At 59.1% G+C, this 16654-nt stretch carries 14 protein-coding genes; 5 read left to right on the top strand and 9 right to left on the bottom strand.

Going from position 1 to position 16654, the window contains the following annotated elements; all coding sequences use genetic code 11:
• Window positions 1-38: 38 nt before the first annotated feature.
• From CI807_RS20260 to CI807_RS20275, 4 genes are all read right to left on the bottom strand, one after another.
• Window positions 39-779 carry a hypothetical protein gene (locus CI807_RS20260; protein WP_095015922.1) on the bottom strand — a complete coding sequence of 247 codons (741 nt, stop codon included), beginning with the start codon at window positions 777-779 and terminating at the stop codon, window positions 39-41.
• A gap of 67 nt (window positions 780-846) precedes the next feature.
• Window positions 847-1398 carry an adhesin gene (locus tag CI807_RS20265; protein WP_095015923.1) on the bottom strand — a complete coding sequence of 184 codons (552 nt, stop codon included), beginning with the start codon at window positions 1396-1398 and terminating at the stop codon, window positions 847-849.
• Complete coding sequence (locus CI807_RS20270; RefSeq protein ID WP_095015924.1) at window positions 1398-1853, bottom strand: hypothetical protein; 456 nt, start codon at window positions 1851-1853, stop codon at window positions 1398-1400. The genes CI807_RS20265 and CI807_RS20270 overlap by 1 nt, the downstream gene beginning before the upstream one ends.
• A 329-nt stretch (window positions 1854-2182) precedes the next feature.
• Complete coding sequence (locus CI807_RS20275; RefSeq protein ID WP_095015925.1) at window positions 2183-3178, bottom strand: FecR family protein; 996 nt, start codon at window positions 3176-3178, stop codon at window positions 2183-2185.
• A 142-nt stretch (window positions 3179-3320) separates the two neighbouring features.
• On the opposite strand from CI807_RS20275, the gene CI807_RS20280 reads away from it, so the two are divergent.
• On the top strand, window positions 3321-3590 hold the full coding sequence (locus tag CI807_RS20280; RefSeq protein WP_016979404.1) for a PepSY domain-containing protein: 270 nt from the start codon (window positions 3321-3323) through the stop codon (window positions 3588-3590).
• Window positions 3591-3641: 51 nt separating this feature from the next.
• Here CI807_RS20280 and CI807_RS20285 read toward each other — a convergent pair whose 3' ends face one another.
• Window positions 3642-8780: a M35 family metallopeptidase gene (locus CI807_RS20285; protein WP_256578551.1), complete on the bottom strand. Its 5139-nt coding sequence runs from the start codon at window positions 8778-8780 to the stop codon at window positions 3642-3644.
• Between the two features lie 176 nt (window positions 8781-8956).
• On the opposite strand from CI807_RS20285, the gene CI807_RS20290 reads away from it, so the two are divergent.
• A complete protein-coding gene (locus CI807_RS20290; RefSeq protein WP_095015927.1) occupies window positions 8957-9994 on the top strand; it encodes an Ldh family oxidoreductase in 1038 nt (345 codons plus the stop codon).
• Window positions 9995-10028: 34 nt separating this feature from the next.
• Here CI807_RS20290 and CI807_RS20295 read toward each other — a convergent pair whose 3' ends face one another.
• Window positions 10029-10349, bottom strand: a complete 321-nt coding sequence (locus tag CI807_RS20295) for a YqjD family protein (RefSeq protein ID WP_095015928.1) — start codon at window positions 10347-10349, stop codon at window positions 10029-10031.
• A gap of 163 nt (window positions 10350-10512) precedes the next feature.
• On the opposite strand from CI807_RS20295, the gene CI807_RS20300 reads away from it, so the two are divergent.
• Window positions 10513-10767 (top strand): hypothetical protein, encoded by a 255-nt coding sequence (locus tag CI807_RS20300; RefSeq protein WP_003190904.1) that lies wholly within the window; start codon window positions 10513-10515, stop codon window positions 10765-10767.
• On the opposite strand, the gene CI807_RS20305 is transcribed toward CI807_RS20300, so the two are convergent.
• Window positions 10760-11653, bottom strand: a complete 894-nt coding sequence (locus CI807_RS20305) for a LysR family transcriptional regulator (RefSeq protein ID WP_095015929.1) — start codon at window positions 11651-11653, stop codon at window positions 10760-10762. The genes CI807_RS20300 and CI807_RS20305 overlap by 8 nt on opposite strands.
• 81 nt (window positions 11654-11734) lie before the next feature.
• Here CI807_RS20305 and CI807_RS20310 point away from each other — a divergent pair, with 81 nt between their 5' ends.
• Entirely contained in the window at window positions 11735-12661 is a 927-nt protein-coding gene (locus CI807_RS20310; protein ID WP_095015930.1) for a carbon-nitrogen hydrolase family protein, read from the top strand.
• 181 nt (window positions 12662-12842) lie between these two features.
• On the opposite strand, the gene CI807_RS20315 is transcribed toward CI807_RS20310, so the two are convergent.
• Window positions 12843-13304: an LEA type 2 family protein gene (locus CI807_RS20315; RefSeq protein WP_095015931.1), complete on the bottom strand. Its 462-nt coding sequence runs from the start codon at window positions 13302-13304 to the stop codon at window positions 12843-12845.
• Window positions 13305-13316: 12 nt separating this feature from the next.
• The gene (locus tag CI807_RS20320) at window positions 13317-14744 is read right to left on the bottom strand and encodes a nucleobase:cation symporter-2 family protein (protein WP_095015932.1); all 1428 of its coding nucleotides are present in this window, start codon (window positions 14742-14744) and stop codon (window positions 13317-13319) included.
• A 235-nt stretch (window positions 14745-14979) separates the two neighbouring features.
• Here CI807_RS20320 and CI807_RS20325 point away from each other — a divergent pair, with 235 nt between their 5' ends.
• Window positions 14980-16605, top strand: a complete 1626-nt coding sequence (locus tag CI807_RS20325) for a methyl-accepting chemotaxis protein (RefSeq protein ID WP_095015933.1) — start codon at window positions 14980-14982, stop codon at window positions 16603-16605.
• Window positions 16606-16654: the final 49 nt, after the last annotated feature.

Below are 16654 nucleotides of genomic sequence, written 5' to 3' on the forward strand. Positions count from 1 at the left end.
TGAAATAAAAAGGGCCTTGTTGCCAAGGCCCCGTTGGATCAGAAGCGCACGCCGCTGGAGCAGACGCTGCAGCCTTGGCCTACAGATAGGCTGTTGCTGGCTTGGTTGCCGGCACCGGATTGCAGGTTCACACCGATGTTGCCGGAGTTGTTGTTGATCGAGTTGTCAGCACTGGCGTTGTTCGAAACGTATTGAGGTTTGCCGCCATGATGGCCGTACCCGGTGGCAGCGGTGTTGAGGTAGTTGTTGGCGAGCGAGTTTTGCTCGGTGTTGGCAGCCGCTGCGATGTTTTTGCCATCAGCCGTGGTGATTGCCAGGTTGTTTTTGCCTTGGTTGCCTTGACCTGCCTGGCCGTTGTAACCCACGTTGCCGGAGTTATGGTTAACGGAGTTATCCAGGGAAGCGTTGTTTTGGGTGCCTTTGTTTACGAAGTTGTTCAGCGCGCTGTTTTGATTCACATCGACTACAGCGAACACGGTCGCAAAGTCGCCTTTGGCGCTGGAGATGGCGCCAGAGTTATCGGCCTCGTTGCCAGTGCCGCCCTGAATGTTGGCGCCGGTGTTACCACTGTTGTAGGTGACCGAACCGTCGGCAGAGGCGTTGTTTTCGGTTTTTGTATCATCAAACTTGTTACCGACGCTGTTTTGTACATCCGTAACCACGGAGGCAACCACACCGGTCGGTTGAGGCGCAGGGTGCCAGCCACCTGCTTGAGCAGCAGCAGCCATGAGTGCGGCGAGAGCGAAAACCATTGGTTTCAGAGCCATTTGAGGTTTCATGGTGTTTCTCCTTGCTTCTAATTAGTTGGTTAAGTGTTGGTACGGTCTAACTAGTGCTACCAAGCAGTTACTTGATAGTGATGCCCAGGGTGTTAGCCACTCGGTTCCCCACCCCAGCACTCTGGTTCACCTGAATCACTCCTCGGCTGCCGGTGAAGGCCTGGTCGCTTGTCACGACCTGGCGGCTGCCAGTGGTGGGGGTGAGCCCTGAGTCGGTTGCCAGCGTCGTCGTGTTCTGTTGCAACAGGACGCTGTCGTCGATGGCTTGCGGGCCAGGGTTGACGCTGATCCGCACGGCATTGACTAATTGGTTGTTGGCCCCGGCGGACTGGTTGATACCCACCATGCCGTTGCCATTGCTGAAAGAAGTGCCCTCGATCGCCGCCTTGGCGTTCATGGACGGGTCGACGTTGCCGTCCACCCTCTGGATATTGCTGGTGGTCGCCTGGCCGCCGAGCGCGACGGCGCGGTTGTTGGCGGTTTGCTGTTGATTGCCCGCGGCCTGGTTGACCATCAGGTTGCCGCGGTAGTCTTTGCCGCTGTTGTTGATCACGGCCGTGTTGTCGGCCATGGCCGAAGCGCTGCCCAGCAGGGCCAGAATGAGCAGGGAACGGTTCATTATTTGCCCCCCATCATGCTGCCGATGTTGTTGAGGGGCGCCAGGCCACGCTGGATCGAGTCGCTGATCTGCCCACCCATGCTGCCGCTGCCCCCCGAGCGGCTGGCGGCTGCGCCAGCCCCCAAGGTGGACATGCTGTTTTGTGTGGCACTCAAACCGGTGAGATTGCCGTTGGGCTGCATGGCGCGAGTGATACCCAAGCCGCTATTGATGTTTCCGAAGTCACGGTCGGTCAGTTCGCCCGAGAGGGCGCTGTTGATTTCTCGGCTTGGATTGACATTGGCGGTCTGGGGATAAGGATCGGGGCCAAAGGAAGCTCGGCCATACATGTGGCCTTGTACGTCGCGGCCTGTCACGATCACGCCGTCACCCGCCAGGGCTGGAACACTGATGCTGGTACTGAGTACACAGCTGATCAGCAGTACCTGCATCGAACCTTGAGTGAGTGTGATCACGGCGGCATTCCTTATTCTTCGCGCTGACCCTAAACAGCGCTGTAAGGGATAGAGCAGAAGCCGTGCCGCTTTTTATTTTGTGTTGTTATTCAAGGTCTTGAAGATATTGATGGGCAAAGTGATGGCAACGCTGTTTCAGGCATGAAACAGCACCCCAGCCATTCGCACCTCGCCAGCCACTGCGCAAACGCTTCACTCGGTTGTATCAGCGCTGTAACACCACCGATGACGAAACGATGAATCCGCTACGCATGGGCGCTTCAGGGCAGGGGGGTGTTAAAAAAACGGACACTTCAGGCGTGGCGAAGCCCACCGCTGTGTGCAGCGGCTCAGCTTTTCGGCGTTTTACGCGGGATGGCGTTGAGTACAGGGTTGCCGTCCTGGTTCTGGGTCAGGTAGACCGGCAAAACCTTGGGCAGGGAGGGGACGAGGTTGTTGACCTCGTTGATGTTGTAGATGCCACCGATGCGAATCGTGCCGGTGTTGGCGTCGGCCAGCATCACCGGTTTGCTCAGGTAGCGGTTGATCAGCGGCAACGCGTCGGCCAGGGCCAGGTTGTCGAGGATCAACTTGCCCTGGCGCCAGGCCAGCGCAGTGTCATTGGGGGTGATCGCCCTTACGCGCGGCGTGGCATCGCCTTGTTGGTAGTTGGCCTGCATGCCGGGAGTGAGCGGCACGCTGCCATGCACTTTGTCGCTGGAGATCTGCACCGAACCTTCGAGCAGCATCACGCGCACCTGGTCTTCATACTTCCACACGTTGAACTGAGTGCCCGTGACCCGCACCTGGCCTTCGCCGGCGTGCACGACAAAGGGGTGGGCGCTGTCATGACTGACGTTGAAGAACGCTTCACCTTTTTTCAGCGTGATACGGCGCTGGTCCTTGTAGTTGCTGTAGACCAACTCGGTGCCCAGGTTCAGCTCTACCTGGCTGCCATCACCCAAGGTGATCTGGCGCAGACCATTGGCGGCATCGTAGCGTTCATAGGAGCTGGGCAGCCAGCCGGCTTCCCAACCGGTGAAGGCTGCCAGGGGCAGGGCGGCCAGGCAAATCGCCGCCGCCACGGCGTAGGTGCGTAAGCGGCTGCGGGGTTTGAACGGCACTACGACCGGCGTGGGTTCGTGGCGGGGGAGGTGGTCGGCAACGTCCCAGATCTCCAGCATCGCCGCGTATTCAAAGGCATGCAGCGGATGGGAATCGTGCCACTGTTCAAAAGCCTGACGTTCACCCGTGGTGCAATCACCCGCGTGCAGGCGCATGCACCAATGCGCGGCAGCGTCGGTGATGGCGTCGTATTCGGCTTCTGAAAGGGACTTTTCGGTCATTGACTCATCCTGATTTCCCACATTCTAACCTCCGCACGCGGGCGGCGAGAACAGCCGTCATGGCGATTGCACATCAATTGGAACTTATTCTCGTTTGAGAGCACCTAAAAAATTCAGGACATTCCCACCATGGAGAACGAAAATGCTGAAGAAAACCTTAGTCGCGTTGTGTGCAACCACCGCTCTGCTCAGTGCTGGCGCTGCCTTGGCGGATAAACCGGGGGCGGGCTGGATTACCATTGAAAAGGCCATCGAAGTCGCCAAGACCAAGGCCGGTTATGTGGAGGTCTACGCCGCCGAAGCTGACGACAATGGCTATTGGGAGGTCAAAGGGCGCAAATCCGATGGCACGGTCTATGAAGCGCGCATTGATGGCGCATCGGGCAATATCTTGCGAGATCAGAAAGACTGACGCTGCCTGCCGGGAGCCCTCCAGGGCTCCTGGATCCAATGGGTCGACTTATCAAGGGTCGAGCTCACGCCCCATTTCACAAATAAGCCGGGCAACGGAGTCGGCGTTGCGCAGGATTATGTCAATGCGTTTTTCGGCTGATGTGGTGCTCAAAAATGCTATACGGGCGTCATTGATACTTGTTGTGGCTGTGGTTTCCATGATGGCCTTGGCGGCCAGGTCATCGGAGTTGGCAGAGTCCATAGTCACCCAATTACCGGAGCCACCGGAGCCACTGGAGCTACCCGAACTAGGGAACCATCGCGAGAACAGCTGACGAAACGGTGTGCGCAGTGACAGGATGTTACTCTGAAAGTCCTCCAACATCGTGTGTTCGTCCCTCCCTCTCTTAGTCCTGGTATCGATCAGGTCCAGGAACGGCCGACGGGCTTCGGTGTAGCAGATATCTTCGGTACGCGAGTAGAGGTGGGAGAACTCGTGGATCAATGTGGATGCTCGCGCATGGCCTGCAATGTTGAAGGGGGCGGTCAATAGATTTGCGTACTTGTGTTGCAAGATTCGTTGATCAAAGAACAGATCGGTAAAAAAAACCCGTTCCTTTTTGTCGCCATCGACGACGAATGCGACCACCTGTTGCGACGTCTGTCTTCTTGCGCCAACCACGAAACGTGACATGTCCCATCCGTCAAGGTCGGGGTCTTGCAACGCTATGCACAGGGGGGTGATGGCGTCGTACACTTTTTTTCGGATGCCCGTGTCAATATGTCCGACATCAAAAACTCTCTTCAGGATCCCCTCTATGCGTGTGCCTTTAGCCCGCTTTTGGAGTTGGGCCATGTTATGCATTGCACGTAATGCATAAGTTCTTGCGATATCCAGTGCCTCGATAATTTGCCAGGCCTTGGTCGGGTAGAGCCGGCGAACCTCTTCCATGCCACTGGCTTCGATATTCATGTCCAGCCCGGCGCTCAAGCGGCTCACGAAATCATTACCTAGCCGCGTGATGACTTGGCCGTATCGCAGTGGGTGATGATCCGGATCAAGCACCATTTGCTGGTGAGGGGAGCTGGAAAGCAACGGGCCATCACTGTTGGCAGGCAGGTCGGCGATCCGCAGTTGTGGGGTTTTCTTGATCGGGTAGACCTTGCCCTCCACGGCACCGTAAAGCGTCTTGCCGTCCGCGGTCGCGAAGAGGCCTGTTCCCGCTTGCTTTTGCAAGTCTTGCAACGCCACCTGACGGGTCTCGAAGTATTGCAGACGCGTGCGCCTGGGGTCGGTCACGTCGATGTCCTTGACGGTCGGTGCAACGACGGTGTTGGCAGTGCCAAGGTCGCTTGCGTTAACTTCCTCGTAGGCTGGGGGAGGTGCCTTGGGCACTGGCGCGCGCATCAGTAGCCCCAGCCCCGCCATCGTCGCAAGACCTAAAATGAACGAACGCAATGCATCCCGCCAATGATGCTGTTGCAGGGCCTCGGCAGAGTCCTTGAACAGTCTATAGCTCTGCCAGATCAGAACCGGTATCCGCAGTTTTCCTGGCAAGAATTGCACGGAGATCTGCACGCCGCTGCTCAAGAGACTTTTGATGGTGTCCCAACGGCTCTGCCCATCGGGGTCTTGCTGAGCGTTAAGCATTCGCCCCATCACCACCTGGTTGTCCTGATAAAGCTGCTTGATGGCGTGGCCTTTGATCGGTTGATTGGCCAAGGTGATTTCGGAGGTGGCACCCGCGGTGCTGGCCAGTAGATTTTTATATTTCGTCTTGTCAGCGCCCTCCAGGTGGGCGGTGATCCAGTCTTGCAGTTTGCCAGGAACATTCAGATGGGTGAGAAACTGCGCAAGATTTTCAAACTCCATGAAGCACTGGCCTGGGTAGTAAGGCGCGTAGAGAATCAACGGCCCAGTGGCACCTGCGCTGATCACGTAAAGCCCAAGCGCCTTGGCGATGCTGGCACCTGGTGTGGCGATCATCTCAAGGGGACGAATGGTCGCGGTTGCACCTGCGATTGTGGCCCGTGCGATGGCGTCCGGCATGTCCACGACCTGCTGAATCAGGTTGTAGCCCGTCTCCGATAGCCGCTCTTGCAGTTTTAGCGCATGGGCGTGTTGCAACAGTTGCCACGGCAATTGCCGGATAAAAAGCAGCTCACGCTCCAGTGCGCCTGGTTGGTCGGGCGCCAGTTTCTCTTTCAGGTAATCGTGAGCGACCTGGGCGATGTTCAATTTGAGCAGGAGTTGCCGGATCGTCGATTCAGTCAGTTGCGTTGCGCTTGACTCCACGGTAAAGGAACTCGCCTGCTCGTTGATGTGAGCCAGTGCGTAGTCGGTAAGGTTCTGTTGTTGACCGCCCAAGGAGAGCCGTGGCGTGATAAAGACGTCTTCCGGGTAAACGGAATAGTCCACCAGCATATCGTTCAGTTTGTCGTGAACCTGCTGGCGCAATGAGAAAAGCTCGTAAAGATAGTCTTTTTCATCCTGGGTATTGAGCCGATATTGCTCAAGCAGCTCAGCATGGTGCTGCTGTTCAGCAGGGCTTGCCATGCCCAGCCAGGCGGGTAGCGAGCGTTGTGCGACAAAATGATGGGCGAGCTGTGCCGCTCCCCCAAGGACAGGGGTAGGCAGCACCGCCATAAGCTTCAATAGTGCTTTGCCGGTGGGTTTCTGTGCCAGCCAATGGGCCCGTTGGGCGATGTAGTGGTCGATCCAGGACTGCTGGCGGTTTTCGCTGATCGGTTCGGTGATCAGCCAGAATGCCCCAAGGGTGTAGTTGGCATGCGGCTGGCGTAGACGCGGATCAAGATTATCCAACAGTGCCAAGCATGCGGTGGGGTCTTTCAGGCGCTCCTCAAGTTGCTGTTTTGCCACGGCTGGAGACACGAAGGTTTCCAGGCCCCAGGCCGGCGTCCAGAGAATCGCGTGGCCCGAATGATGGTGATCAAGCCCGCCGCGCTCGGTGATCATCAGGCAACTGGCCAGTCTGTGGCGCAGTGCTTCTTCATCGCGTTGGACGGTGATGTGATAGACATCCGGGATAAACCCTTCCAGGTCCTCCCGTCGACGACGGTCAGGGTTGAAGGGGTCAAACACGGCTTGAATGATCGCATCGTCCCTGGCATCCAGTGTCTTGTTGAGACGTCGCAGATAGGCCTGGTTGCGTATCGCGTTGGACATCATGGTCTCCATCTGCGGCAGCAGGTCCTGGAGGTGTTTGCGGGGGATGTCGTGGATAGGATGCTCTTTGTAGTGGGCCAACACTTGATTGACGATCCGGTTGAGTGTTTTGACGTCCACACGATTCAGTTGTTGCCCATAGGCGGTGTGGTCTGGCTTGTAAACGCCGTAATGCGGGGTTTCAGCCACCGGGCCAAGCCCTTCGGCCAGGCGCTTGGCGAAGTGATCCACCAGGCTTTGGCTTTCCAATGGCGCCACAAGGGGGTAGGGGACCGCCGCTTCGGTGTAGCGATTGATGAACACCCGTGCCGGGTCGAGTGCCTGTCGTTCGCGGCTTGCCAAGGCCTCTGCCAGCGGCGTGATGATGGACGGCAGTGGTTTGATCAGGTTTTCCAGCGCGTGTGGGATATCAATCAGCTGTTTATGCAACTGCTCCGCTCGTTTAGCCGCGACCGAAATGGGTCGAAGAGGATCAGCCAACACAGAGTGGGTGGTCCAGCGGTGTTCAGTGTCCAGCGTCAAGAGCTTGTCATCGACCATGAAGCGCACGTCCATGGCGTGATCCAGCAGTGCCGAAAGGTTGATGTCGCCGCGTTCACGTCGGAACTGTCCGAGAACGTAGATCAGGTTTTGCCGCTGTTTGTCGATGATGCCCTCCACCAGGTGTTCAAATACGTTTCCGTCAATCAGGTTGCCGCTGACTGATGGTTGGGTAAAACCGATAAACAACAGGCGCTCCTCCAGGGACAGGAAGTTGTAGGCATCGTCTTCGTAGGCGGGCGCCTTGACCATTGCCTTTAAGAACTGAATCAGGTCATCGTGATCGGCCAGTACCTGCAATCCCTTGGGCGGCGAGTAAAACCAGGTATGCGCATTCGCGATCATCACCGAACTGCTCAGCTCGACGAAATGAGAGGCGTGCTCCCAGAACCGCACCGTCTCAAAGCGTAATCCGTCACTGGCTTGCGTGCGCGGCGCTCCGTTGGCGTGGTAAAGGGCGGCCAGTTCATCGGCTTGTTCAGGTGTGATGATCTCACTCTGGCGTTTGAGCAATAGATCGATTCGGGCCTTGTGCTCCATGGTGTGCGCCAGGAGTTCGCGACGTGAGGTGCCGTTTGGCGACTCTGTGTTCCAGAACGTCTCAAGGGCATTTTGCAAGAACGATGATAATTGTTCTGATGCCTGTTTCAGGCCGCCTTCCCAGCGGGTTGCGTCGTTGGAGGCGGTGATGGATTGGGGATTAAAGAACTCGCGGGTTTGGCCCACCGGCCAGGTTTGCTGACGGTAAATCATCAAGAGCGCCGCGCTGATCGACAGCGAACTGACCCATTGCCGCGGTTCCCCTTCCGTGGGTGGTAATTTAAAGAAATTGACTCGGGTCCGGTTGGGGTCAAGCCTGGGGAAGAGTGAGTGAAACACGGCTGTGAGGAGCGCCTGGAGCATCGTGTCGAGGCTGGGTAATTTCACCAGCTCGGCGAGCACGGCTTGCAGGTTGAGCGTTTGCTGGTGGTCGATCGCGGCTTTCTGTTCGTCAAATACATCGCCCTCAATATCCACAGGCGTCAGCAGCAGGGTGCGAGGCAGCCTCAATCCTGAACGTGTGCCCAGAGCAATAAACTGCAAGAGTTCATCGGCCTTGGCCGGCGTTTTGAAGCGCTCAGTCAGCTCACTGAGTAATAGCGCTCGACTTTCAAATTTTTCCAGACCGCCATACGGTGTGTAGAGAAAGGCGCTGGTGTAGGTGCCTGTTGAACTCATCATGAAACTGCCCACCAGTTCCAACTCCGCGGGGCTGTTTTTATTCAGCCAAAGCGTCTGGGCGATCATCGGGAGAACTTGCTTGCGTCGCTCCTCATTGCTGCTCAAAGGCAAGCTGCGCAGAAACTCCCTGTCGTTGGCGCTGATTCCGAAATGTCGTTCGCGATCGCGCTCCTTCCAGGCTGAACGCAGGACCTCAGGAAAAAAATAGGGTGGTGGTACCTGACTCATTGGGTAGACCTCAAAGGTGTTGAGGCGGTGCACATGGCCCGCCCGAGAAGTCGTGAGCCTAGAGTCGTCGTCCCAGGGAGCGGCAGTAGATATGTTTGACACGCCGGGCCGCGTGTCGTGGTCGACAGCCACGCGCGAAACACTGTTTAATCGTCACTGCCGATTATTCGTACGCAGTGCCCCTTCCAATAATTAAACGGGAGCTACCGATGTCTGCATCGCCTTTGGATCACGACGCTTCAACCACGCACCTCAGCTACGAGACATTGACGCGGCTGTTGCAGCGCATCTTTGTGCGCCACGGCACGTCTGAATCGGTGGCTCAGGTACTGGCCGAGAACTGCGCCAGCGCCGAGCGTGACGGGGCCCATAGCCACGGGGTGTTTCGCGTGCCTGGCTATGTGTCGACGTTGAACAGTGGTTGGGTCAACGGCAAGGCAGTGCCCGTCGTTGAAGACGTTGCCAGTGGTTTTGTGCGGGTGGATGCGGCGAATGGTTTTGCCCAACCGGCGCTGGCTGCAGCCCGGCCACTGTTGGTAGACAAGGCCCGCAGTGCTGGTATTGCGCTGTTGGCCATTCACAACTCCCATCACTTTGCCGCGTTGTGGCCAGACGTTGAGCCCTTTGCCGAAGAAGGCCTGGTGGCGCTGAGCGTGGTCAATAGCATGACCTGTGTGGTGCCCCATGGCGCCGACCGGCCGTTGTTCGGCACCAACCCGATCGCGTTCGCTGCACCTCGGGCGGACGGCCCTCCCATTGTGTTTGACCTCGCCACCAGCGCCATCGCCCACGGCGACGTGCAGATTGCCGCGCGCAAAGGCGAGCGCCTGCCACCGGGCATGGGCGTCGACAGCCTGGGTCAGCCGACCCAGGACCCCAAGGCCATTCTTGAAGGCGGGGCATTGTTGCCGTTTGGCGGGCACAAGGGCTCGGCGCTGTCGATGATGGTCGAGTTGCTGGCAGCAGCATTGACGGGCGGCAACTTTTCATTCGAGTTCAATTGGTCGGAGCATCCCGGGGCACGTACGCCTTGGACAGGCCAATTGGTGATTGTGATCGACCCGAGCAAAACCGCCGGACAGAGCTTCGCCGAGCGCAGCCAGGAACTGGTGCGGCAGATGCATGCAGCGGGGTTGCGGCGGTTGCCGGGGGATCGACGTCATCGCACACGGGCGAAGTCCCAGCAGACAGGTATTGAAATGGACACGAAAGATCTTAGGCAGTTGCAGGCACTGGCCGAAGATTGAACGGGGCTGCGCCAGTTGCGCAGCCCCGATTGTTTCAGTTACGACGGCCGAGCAGCAGGCCTACGACCAGGCCAAATCCGGCGGAAATCGCCACGGTCTGCCATGGGTGGCCACCGATGTAGGTTTCGGTTGCATCGACTACCGGCTTGCTACGTTCGCGCACGCTGGACACCGAATCCAACGCTTGCTTGAGTTTGATGGCTACCTGCTCGCGCAGGGTTTCACCTTCCTCGCCGACCAGGGAGGCGCTGCTTTTGAGCAGTTTGTCCGATTCTTCGATCAGCGCGGTGAGTTCGCTGAAGGCTTGGTCCTTGATTTGGTCTTCGACGGCTTGGGCAGCAGTTTTGCGGGCCATTGTGTGACTCCTTGCGAGTGAATGTGACAGTGAACAATGGAGTGTCGGGCGTTGGCAAAAGTTGCAGTTTTTTTGCCGACCGGCCGTTTCGAGCAAAATCCGGATCAGGAAAATTCGACCTACAGTGTAAGATGTCGCCTATTTGTGCAGCAGGTAACTCAACATGAGCTTCAATCTGGCCAACAAGACCCTCGCCGAACGCGCCGAGCTGGAAGATGAAAAGTCCCGCCTCTACGACCTGTGGCAAACCAACCTGGGCAAGGCCAAGGGCGAAGCGGCCCGCTTGTTCGGTGAGCGCGCCAAGCGCAAGGGCAAGTGGGCCGAGTGGGTGCGCGCCGAACTCGACGGCATGTCGCCGCCGGAGTTTTCCAACATGGTACGCAGTGAGGTCAACAAGTTGATGGCGGCGGCTAAGTAAAGCTCGCCACAGTCGCTTCACGCACTTTCAGCAACAACGGATCGAGCTGCGCCTGTGTGCGCCAACCCAGTTCCACTGGGTAGCGCGGCAGAGCCACAGGGCAAGCCAGTACCCGCAGCCCGGTCATCGCGCCGATCGCCTCGGCGGCGTGACCGGGAATGGTCGCCACCGCCTGGCTGCCCTTGAGCAGAAAAGGCAGCGCGGCGAAGTGGCTGGTGGACGCACACACTTGTCGGCTCAGCCCTTGCGCCGCTAAACCCTCATCGGTAATCCCTATGAATCCGCCTGACGACACCAGTACGTGCTCGCGAGTGACGAACTCCTCCAGGCTGATGCTGGCCTGATCCGAGTCCACCAGGCAGCGGTAATCGCCTTCTCCCAGTACTTGGCGGCTCAGTCGGCCCTGGGCAAAGCCACCGGCTGTGATCGCAAGATCCAAGGTGCGGTCGAGCAGGGCGCCTGCGACGATCTGGCTATGGGTCTGGCGGAAAATCACCCGTAGTTTCGGCGCCCGTCGTGCGATTTCCTCCATGAGGCGGCGCCCATAGGCAATCTCGAAATCATCCGACAGCCCCAGCACTACGGAGCGCCCCTGATACTGCTGGTTGGCCGGATCGACCATGGCCAGGCTCTGTCGGCAGCGATCCAGTGCTTCACTGATCAGCGGTTTCAACTGGTTGGCCCGCAAGGTCGGCGCCAGGCCACGCCCGGTGCGCACAAACAATTGATCGCCATACACCTCGCGCAAACGCCGCAAGCCTGCACTGATGGCCGACTGCGTCACGCCCAGGCGCAAGGCGGCGCGGCTGGCGCTGGATTCGTCATGCAAGGCCTCGAAGGTTTTCAGCAGGTTGAGATCGACCTGGGCGATATTGATCTGGCTCATATCATTCAGCACTGAAGTGGGCTTTATTCATGATCGAGGCTGGCGGGAGAATGGGCAACCCCTGACTTTGGAGTGATCGTGATGCCTGTTTCTACTGTGGCCGCGTTGCAAATCGGTTCCTTGCCCGGCGGCAAGGCTGAAACCCTGGCGCAAATTCTCAGCTATGAAGGCGAAATCGTTCGTAGCGGTGCGCAACTGGTGGTGATGCCGGAGGCGTTGCTCGGTGGCTATCCCAAGGGCGAAGGGTTTGGCACGCAACTGGGTTACCGCCTGCCGGAAGGGCGTGAAGCCTTCGCTCGCTATTTTGCCAATGCCATCGATGTCCCTGGCCCTGAAACGGAGGCGCTGGCTGGGCTGTCGGCGCGCTCCGGCGCCAGCTTGGTACTCGGCGTAATCGAGCGCAGTGGTAGCACGCTGTATTGCACCGTCCTGTATTTCGAGCCGGCGGGTGGGCTGGTGGCCAAGCACCGCAAGCTCATGCCCACTGGTACAGAAAGGCTGATCTGGGGCAAGGGCGACGGCTCGACCCTGCCGGTGATTGATACGGCGGTGGGACGTGTCGGCGGTGCAGTGTGCTGGGAAAACATGATGCCGTTGCTGCGCACGGCGATGTACGCCAAGGGCGTGGAGATATGGTGCGCGCCGACGGTGGACGAGCGCGAGATGTGGCAGGTGAGCATGCGCCATGTGGCCCATGAAGGGCGTTGCTTTGTGGTGAGTGCTTGCCAGGTGCAGGCCTCTCCGGAGGCGCTGGGGATGGAGGTCGCCAATTGGCCAGCCGAACGCCCGTTGATCGCGGGTGGCAGCGTGATTATCGGGCCCATGGGCGACATTCTGGCGGGACCGTTGCTGGGAGAGGCCGGACTGTTGACGGCGCAAATCAACACGGAGGATCTGGTGCGCGCACGGTATGACTACGATGTAGTAGGGCACTACGCCCGGCCGGATATTTTCGAACTGGTGGTAGATGAGCGCGCTAAACCGGGCGTGCGCTACATCACCGACTAAAACACTCCTGTGGCGAGCGGGCTTCTGTGGCGAGCGGGCTTGCCCCGCGTTGGGCTGCGAAGCAGCCCCTTTCAGGATTACCGCGATACCGAATTGTAAGGTTTTGGGGCCGCTTCGCGCCCCAACGCGGGGCAAGCCCGCTCGCCACAACCACAAGTCAGCAATGTTGGTTGCATAGCGTTTACCAGGTGGCAGTATTCGGCAAGTCCAGCGTGCCACGGTCAACAAAGCGCATCGTGCCAAACAGCCCACCCGCCAGTTTGCCCCGCAGCACATAAGGCAGGTTGCTCAAACTCTGCGTTTGGCTCAGGCCCAGGGTCTGGCGCAGCACCGAAAACGCCGAAACACTGACCGGCACCATCAGCACAGTCTCGGAAAAGCGTGGGATGGAACCGCGTTGATCACTCACCCCTGACGCCAGCGGCCGGCCATTGACCTCCAGGTCCAGGGCCACGCCGTTGTAGTCGATCGCCGTCTCATTGGGGTTCTGCACCCGCAGCTTCACGGCGAAGCGCACTTCCAGGTCCTGGCTTTGCAGGGGCTCGATGCCCACTACGTTGATGTTCACCGGGTCACGATTGGGGAACAGCGCGCAAGCGCTCAGGGTCAGCAGCAACAGCGATAGAACCATGAGCTTGCGCATCGATAAGTGCTCCTATTTGGTGACGTCCGGGTCCTGCATCACTTTGAGGGTCGAGGACTCTGGATCAAATTCATCTTCTTCCAGCTCTATGAACTCTTCCGGCAGGAAAATGTTCAGCAGGATTGCACAGAAAGCCCCCACGGTGATCGGCGACTCGAAGATGTTGTGCAGCGCCTTGGGCAGGTCGCGCAACACTTCCGGCACGGCGGCCACGCCCAGGCCCATGCCCAGGGAAATCGCCACGATCAGCACATTGCGGCGGTGCAGCCCGGCTTCGGCGAGGATCTTGATGCCCGCCACGGCCACGGTGCCGAACATGATCAGGGTCGCGCCGCCCAGCACCGGCTTGGGCATCAGTTGCAACACCGCGCCGATCATCGGGAACAACCCCAGCAACACCAGCAGGCCGGCGATGAAGTACGCCACATAGCGGCTGGCCACGCCGGTCAACTGGATCACCCCGTTGTTCTGGGCGAAAGTCACCATCGGCAGGCTGTTGAAGGTGGCTGCCATCGCCGAGTTGAGGCCGTCGGCCAGCAGGCCCGACTTGATGCGTTTGATGTACAGCGGACCCTTGACCGGCTGCTGGGAAATCATCGAGTTGGCGGTCAGATCACCGGCCGCTTCCAGGGGCGAAATCAGGAAGATCACCGCCACCGGGATAAACGCCACCCAGTCGAACGAGAAACCGTATTTGAACGGCACCGGCACGCTGATCAGGGGCACCTGGGGCAATGCGGCCATATCCACACGCCCCATCAGCCAGGCCACGACAAAACCCAGGGTCAGGCCGATCACGATGGAGCCCAGGCGCAGGAACGGGTTATTGAAGCGGTTGAGCACCACGATAGTCAGCAACACCAGCGCCGCCAGGCCCATATTGCTGGCGGCGCCGAGGTCGCTGGCGCCGAAACCGCCGGCCATGTCGGTGACCGCCACTTTGATCAGCGACAAACCCATCAAGGTAATGATGGTGCCAGTGACCACCGGGGTGATCAGTTTGCGCAACTTACCGATGAATTGGCTCAGCACCACCTCGATAAACGCGGCGAAGAAGCAGATGCCAAAGATTGTCGAGAGAATCTCATCGGTGCCGCCGCCCCGGGCCTTGACCATGAAACCCGCGCTGAGAATCACGCTGATAAAGGAAAAGCTGGTGCCCTGAAGGCACAACAGCCCGGAACCGATCGGGCCGAACTTGCGCGCCTGCACAAAGGTGCCGAGCCCCGACACAAACAGCGCCATGCTCACCAGGTACGGCACTTCGCTTTCCAGGCCCAGCACGCCACCGACGATCAGCGTGGGCGTGATGATCCCGACAAAACTTGCCAGCACGTGCTGCAACGCGGCAAAAATCGCCGCGGTGAAGTACGGGCGGTCTTCCAGGCCGTAGATCAGGTCGGATTTATAGCGCGGGCGGGGGGCTTGAGCGTCAGACAAAATACGGGCTCGGGTCAGAAAATGGAGGCGCAGGATGCCAGAAAGCGCCGGTCGTCAGAAGTGTAAAAAAATATTTATGAATGACCTGCGGGAAACCCCAGGCCCTGCCGATATCGAGGATAGGCCCACATACCAACGACAACAGTGGTGACCACAGGTCAGAGCGGCGCGTTGACGCCGACTGATCGTTTCGCAGCAGGGACGCTCGCAAACACTACTTCTGAGAGCACCCCCTATGTCCCTGCGCCAGTTGAATATTGCCCCTCGAGCGTTTCTCGGTTTTGCATTCATTGCGTTGTTAGTGGTTTTACTGGGGGTGTTTGCGGTCAACCGCATGGCACAGATTCGCCAATCCTCCGTGGACATGACCGCGACCCAACTGCCCAGCGTGACCTCGTTGGGCATCATCACCGAGAACGTGCTACGCCTGCGCATCCTGTCGTTCCGTGTGCTGGTCAACCGCGAACCTGCCAGCCTGCAAGAGGCTGAAACCCGCATGGGCGTGCTCGCCGACAAGGTCAAGACGGCCCAAGCCAGCTACGCGGCCCTACCTGCCGGCCCGGAAGAAGCCGCGCTGTACAAAACCTTCGTGGTCACGCTGGACAACTACTTCAAGGCCCAGGCCGACATGCTCGCGCTATCCAGGCAGGGCAAAGTGGATGAGATGCGCGCGCTGATCAACAGCCGCATCAAGGACGGCACCGACCAGATGGGCGAGCAACTGAACAAGCTCATCGCCATCAACGCGGCCGATGCCAAGACTGCTGACGCTGAAGCCGGGCAGAGTTACGACGGCGCGATCACCGGCGTCATTGCAGTTTCCGTAGCTGCTGCATTGCTCACCGTGCTGCTGGCGTGGCTGTTGACCCGCAGCATTGTCACGCCGCTGCGCAAAGCCGTGGAGGTTGCCGAAACCATCGCCGGTGGCAACCTGAGTAAAGCCATCGAAGACGACGGCAAGGACGAACCGGCGCGCTTGCTCGGCGCCTTGGCGGCCATGCAGGCCAACCTGCGCCAGACCATCCAGCAGATCGCCGGCTCGGCCACTCAGCTTGCCTCGGCAGCGGAAGAATTGAGCGCGGTCACCGAAGAAGCCTCCAAAGGCCTGCAACAACAGAACAATGAAATCGATCAGGCCGCCACGGCGGTCAACGAAATGACGGCGGCGGTGGAGGAAGTGGCGCGCAACGCGGTGTCCACCTCCGAAGCGTCCAGCCAGTCCAACCAGGCTGCCCGTGAAGGGCGCGACCGTGTGGTGGAAACCGTCGGCGCGATCCAGACCATGACCCAAGACGTACAAAATACCGCCGCGATGATTGAAGGCCTGGCCACCCAAGGCCGCGACATCGGCAAAGTGCTGGACGTGATCCGCGCGATTGCCGAGCAGACCAACCTGCTGGCGCTCAACGCCGCCATTGAAGCGGCCCGTGCCGGTGAAGCCGGGCGTGGCTTTGCCGTGGTGGCCGACGAGGTGCGCGCGCTGGCCCATCGCACCGCGCAGTCGACCCAGGAAATCGAGAAAATGGTCGCCGGCATCCAGAACGGCACCGGTGAAGCCGTGCAATCGATGCAGCAAAGCAACCAGCGTACCCAGGACACCCTGGAAATGGCCCGCGCCGCCGGTGTGGCCTTGGAGCAGATCACCCAATCCATCAGCCTGATCAATGAACGCAACCTGGTGATCGCCAGCGCTTCGGAAGAGCAGGCTCAGGTGTCCCGCGAAGTCGACCGCAACCTGGTGAACATCCGCGACCTGGCGACCCAGTCGGCGGCCGGTGCCAACCAGACCAGTGCGGCCAGCCATGAACTGTCGCGCCTGGCGGTGGACTTGAATGGGATGGTGGCGCGTTTCGTTATCTGACCCTGTTACCCTGATCTGTAGGAGCCGGCTTGCCGGCGATGAGGCCCTT

It is taken from the genome of Pseudomonas sp. NS1(2017) (assembly GCF_002269425.1).
Classification (GTDB): Bacteria; Pseudomonadota; Gammaproteobacteria; order Pseudomonadales; family Pseudomonadaceae; genus Aquipseudomonas; species Aquipseudomonas reactans.

Excerpts from the sequence above, each read along its gene's own strand:
- CI807_RS20315 (WP_095015931.1), bottom strand. The coding sequence starts at position 13,304 with ATGCGCAAGCTCATGGTTCTATCGCTGTTGCTGCTGACCCTGAGCGCT.
- CI807_RS20290 (WP_095015927.1), top strand. The coding sequence starts at position 8,957 with ATGTCTGCATCGCCTTTGGATCACGACGCTTCAACCACGCACCTCAGC.
- CI807_RS20300 (WP_003190904.1), top strand. The coding sequence starts at position 10,513 with ATGAGCTTCAATCTGGCCAACAAGACCCTCGCCGAACGCGCCGAGCTG.
- CI807_RS20280 (WP_016979404.1), top strand. The coding sequence starts at position 3,321 with ATGCTGAAGAAAACCTTAGTCGCGTTGTGTGCAACCACCGCTCTGCTC.
- CI807_RS20305 (WP_095015929.1), bottom strand. The coding sequence starts at position 11,653 with ATGAGCCAGATCAATATCGCCCAGGTCGATCTCAACCTGCTGAAAACC.
- CI807_RS20325 (WP_095015933.1), top strand. The coding sequence starts at position 14,980 with ATGTCCCTGCGCCAGTTGAATATTGCCCCTCGAGCGTTTCTCGGTTTT.
- CI807_RS20310 (WP_095015930.1), top strand. The coding sequence starts at position 11,735 with ATGCCTGTTTCTACTGTGGCCGCGTTGCAAATCGGTTCCTTGCCCGGC.
- CI807_RS20295 (WP_095015928.1), bottom strand. The coding sequence starts at position 10,349 with ATGGCCCGCAAAACTGCTGCCCAAGCCGTCGAAGACCAAATCAAGGAC.
- CI807_RS20265 (WP_095015923.1), bottom strand. The coding sequence starts at position 1,398 with ATGAACCGTTCCCTGCTCATTCTGGCCCTGCTGGGCAGCGCTTCGGCC.
- CI807_RS20275 (WP_095015925.1), bottom strand. The coding sequence starts at position 3,178 with ATGACCGAAAAGTCCCTTTCAGAAGCCGAATACGACGCCATCACCGAC.
- CI807_RS20260 (WP_095015922.1), bottom strand. The coding sequence starts at position 779 with ATGAAACCTCAAATGGCTCTGAAACCAATGGTTTTCGCTCTCGCCGCA.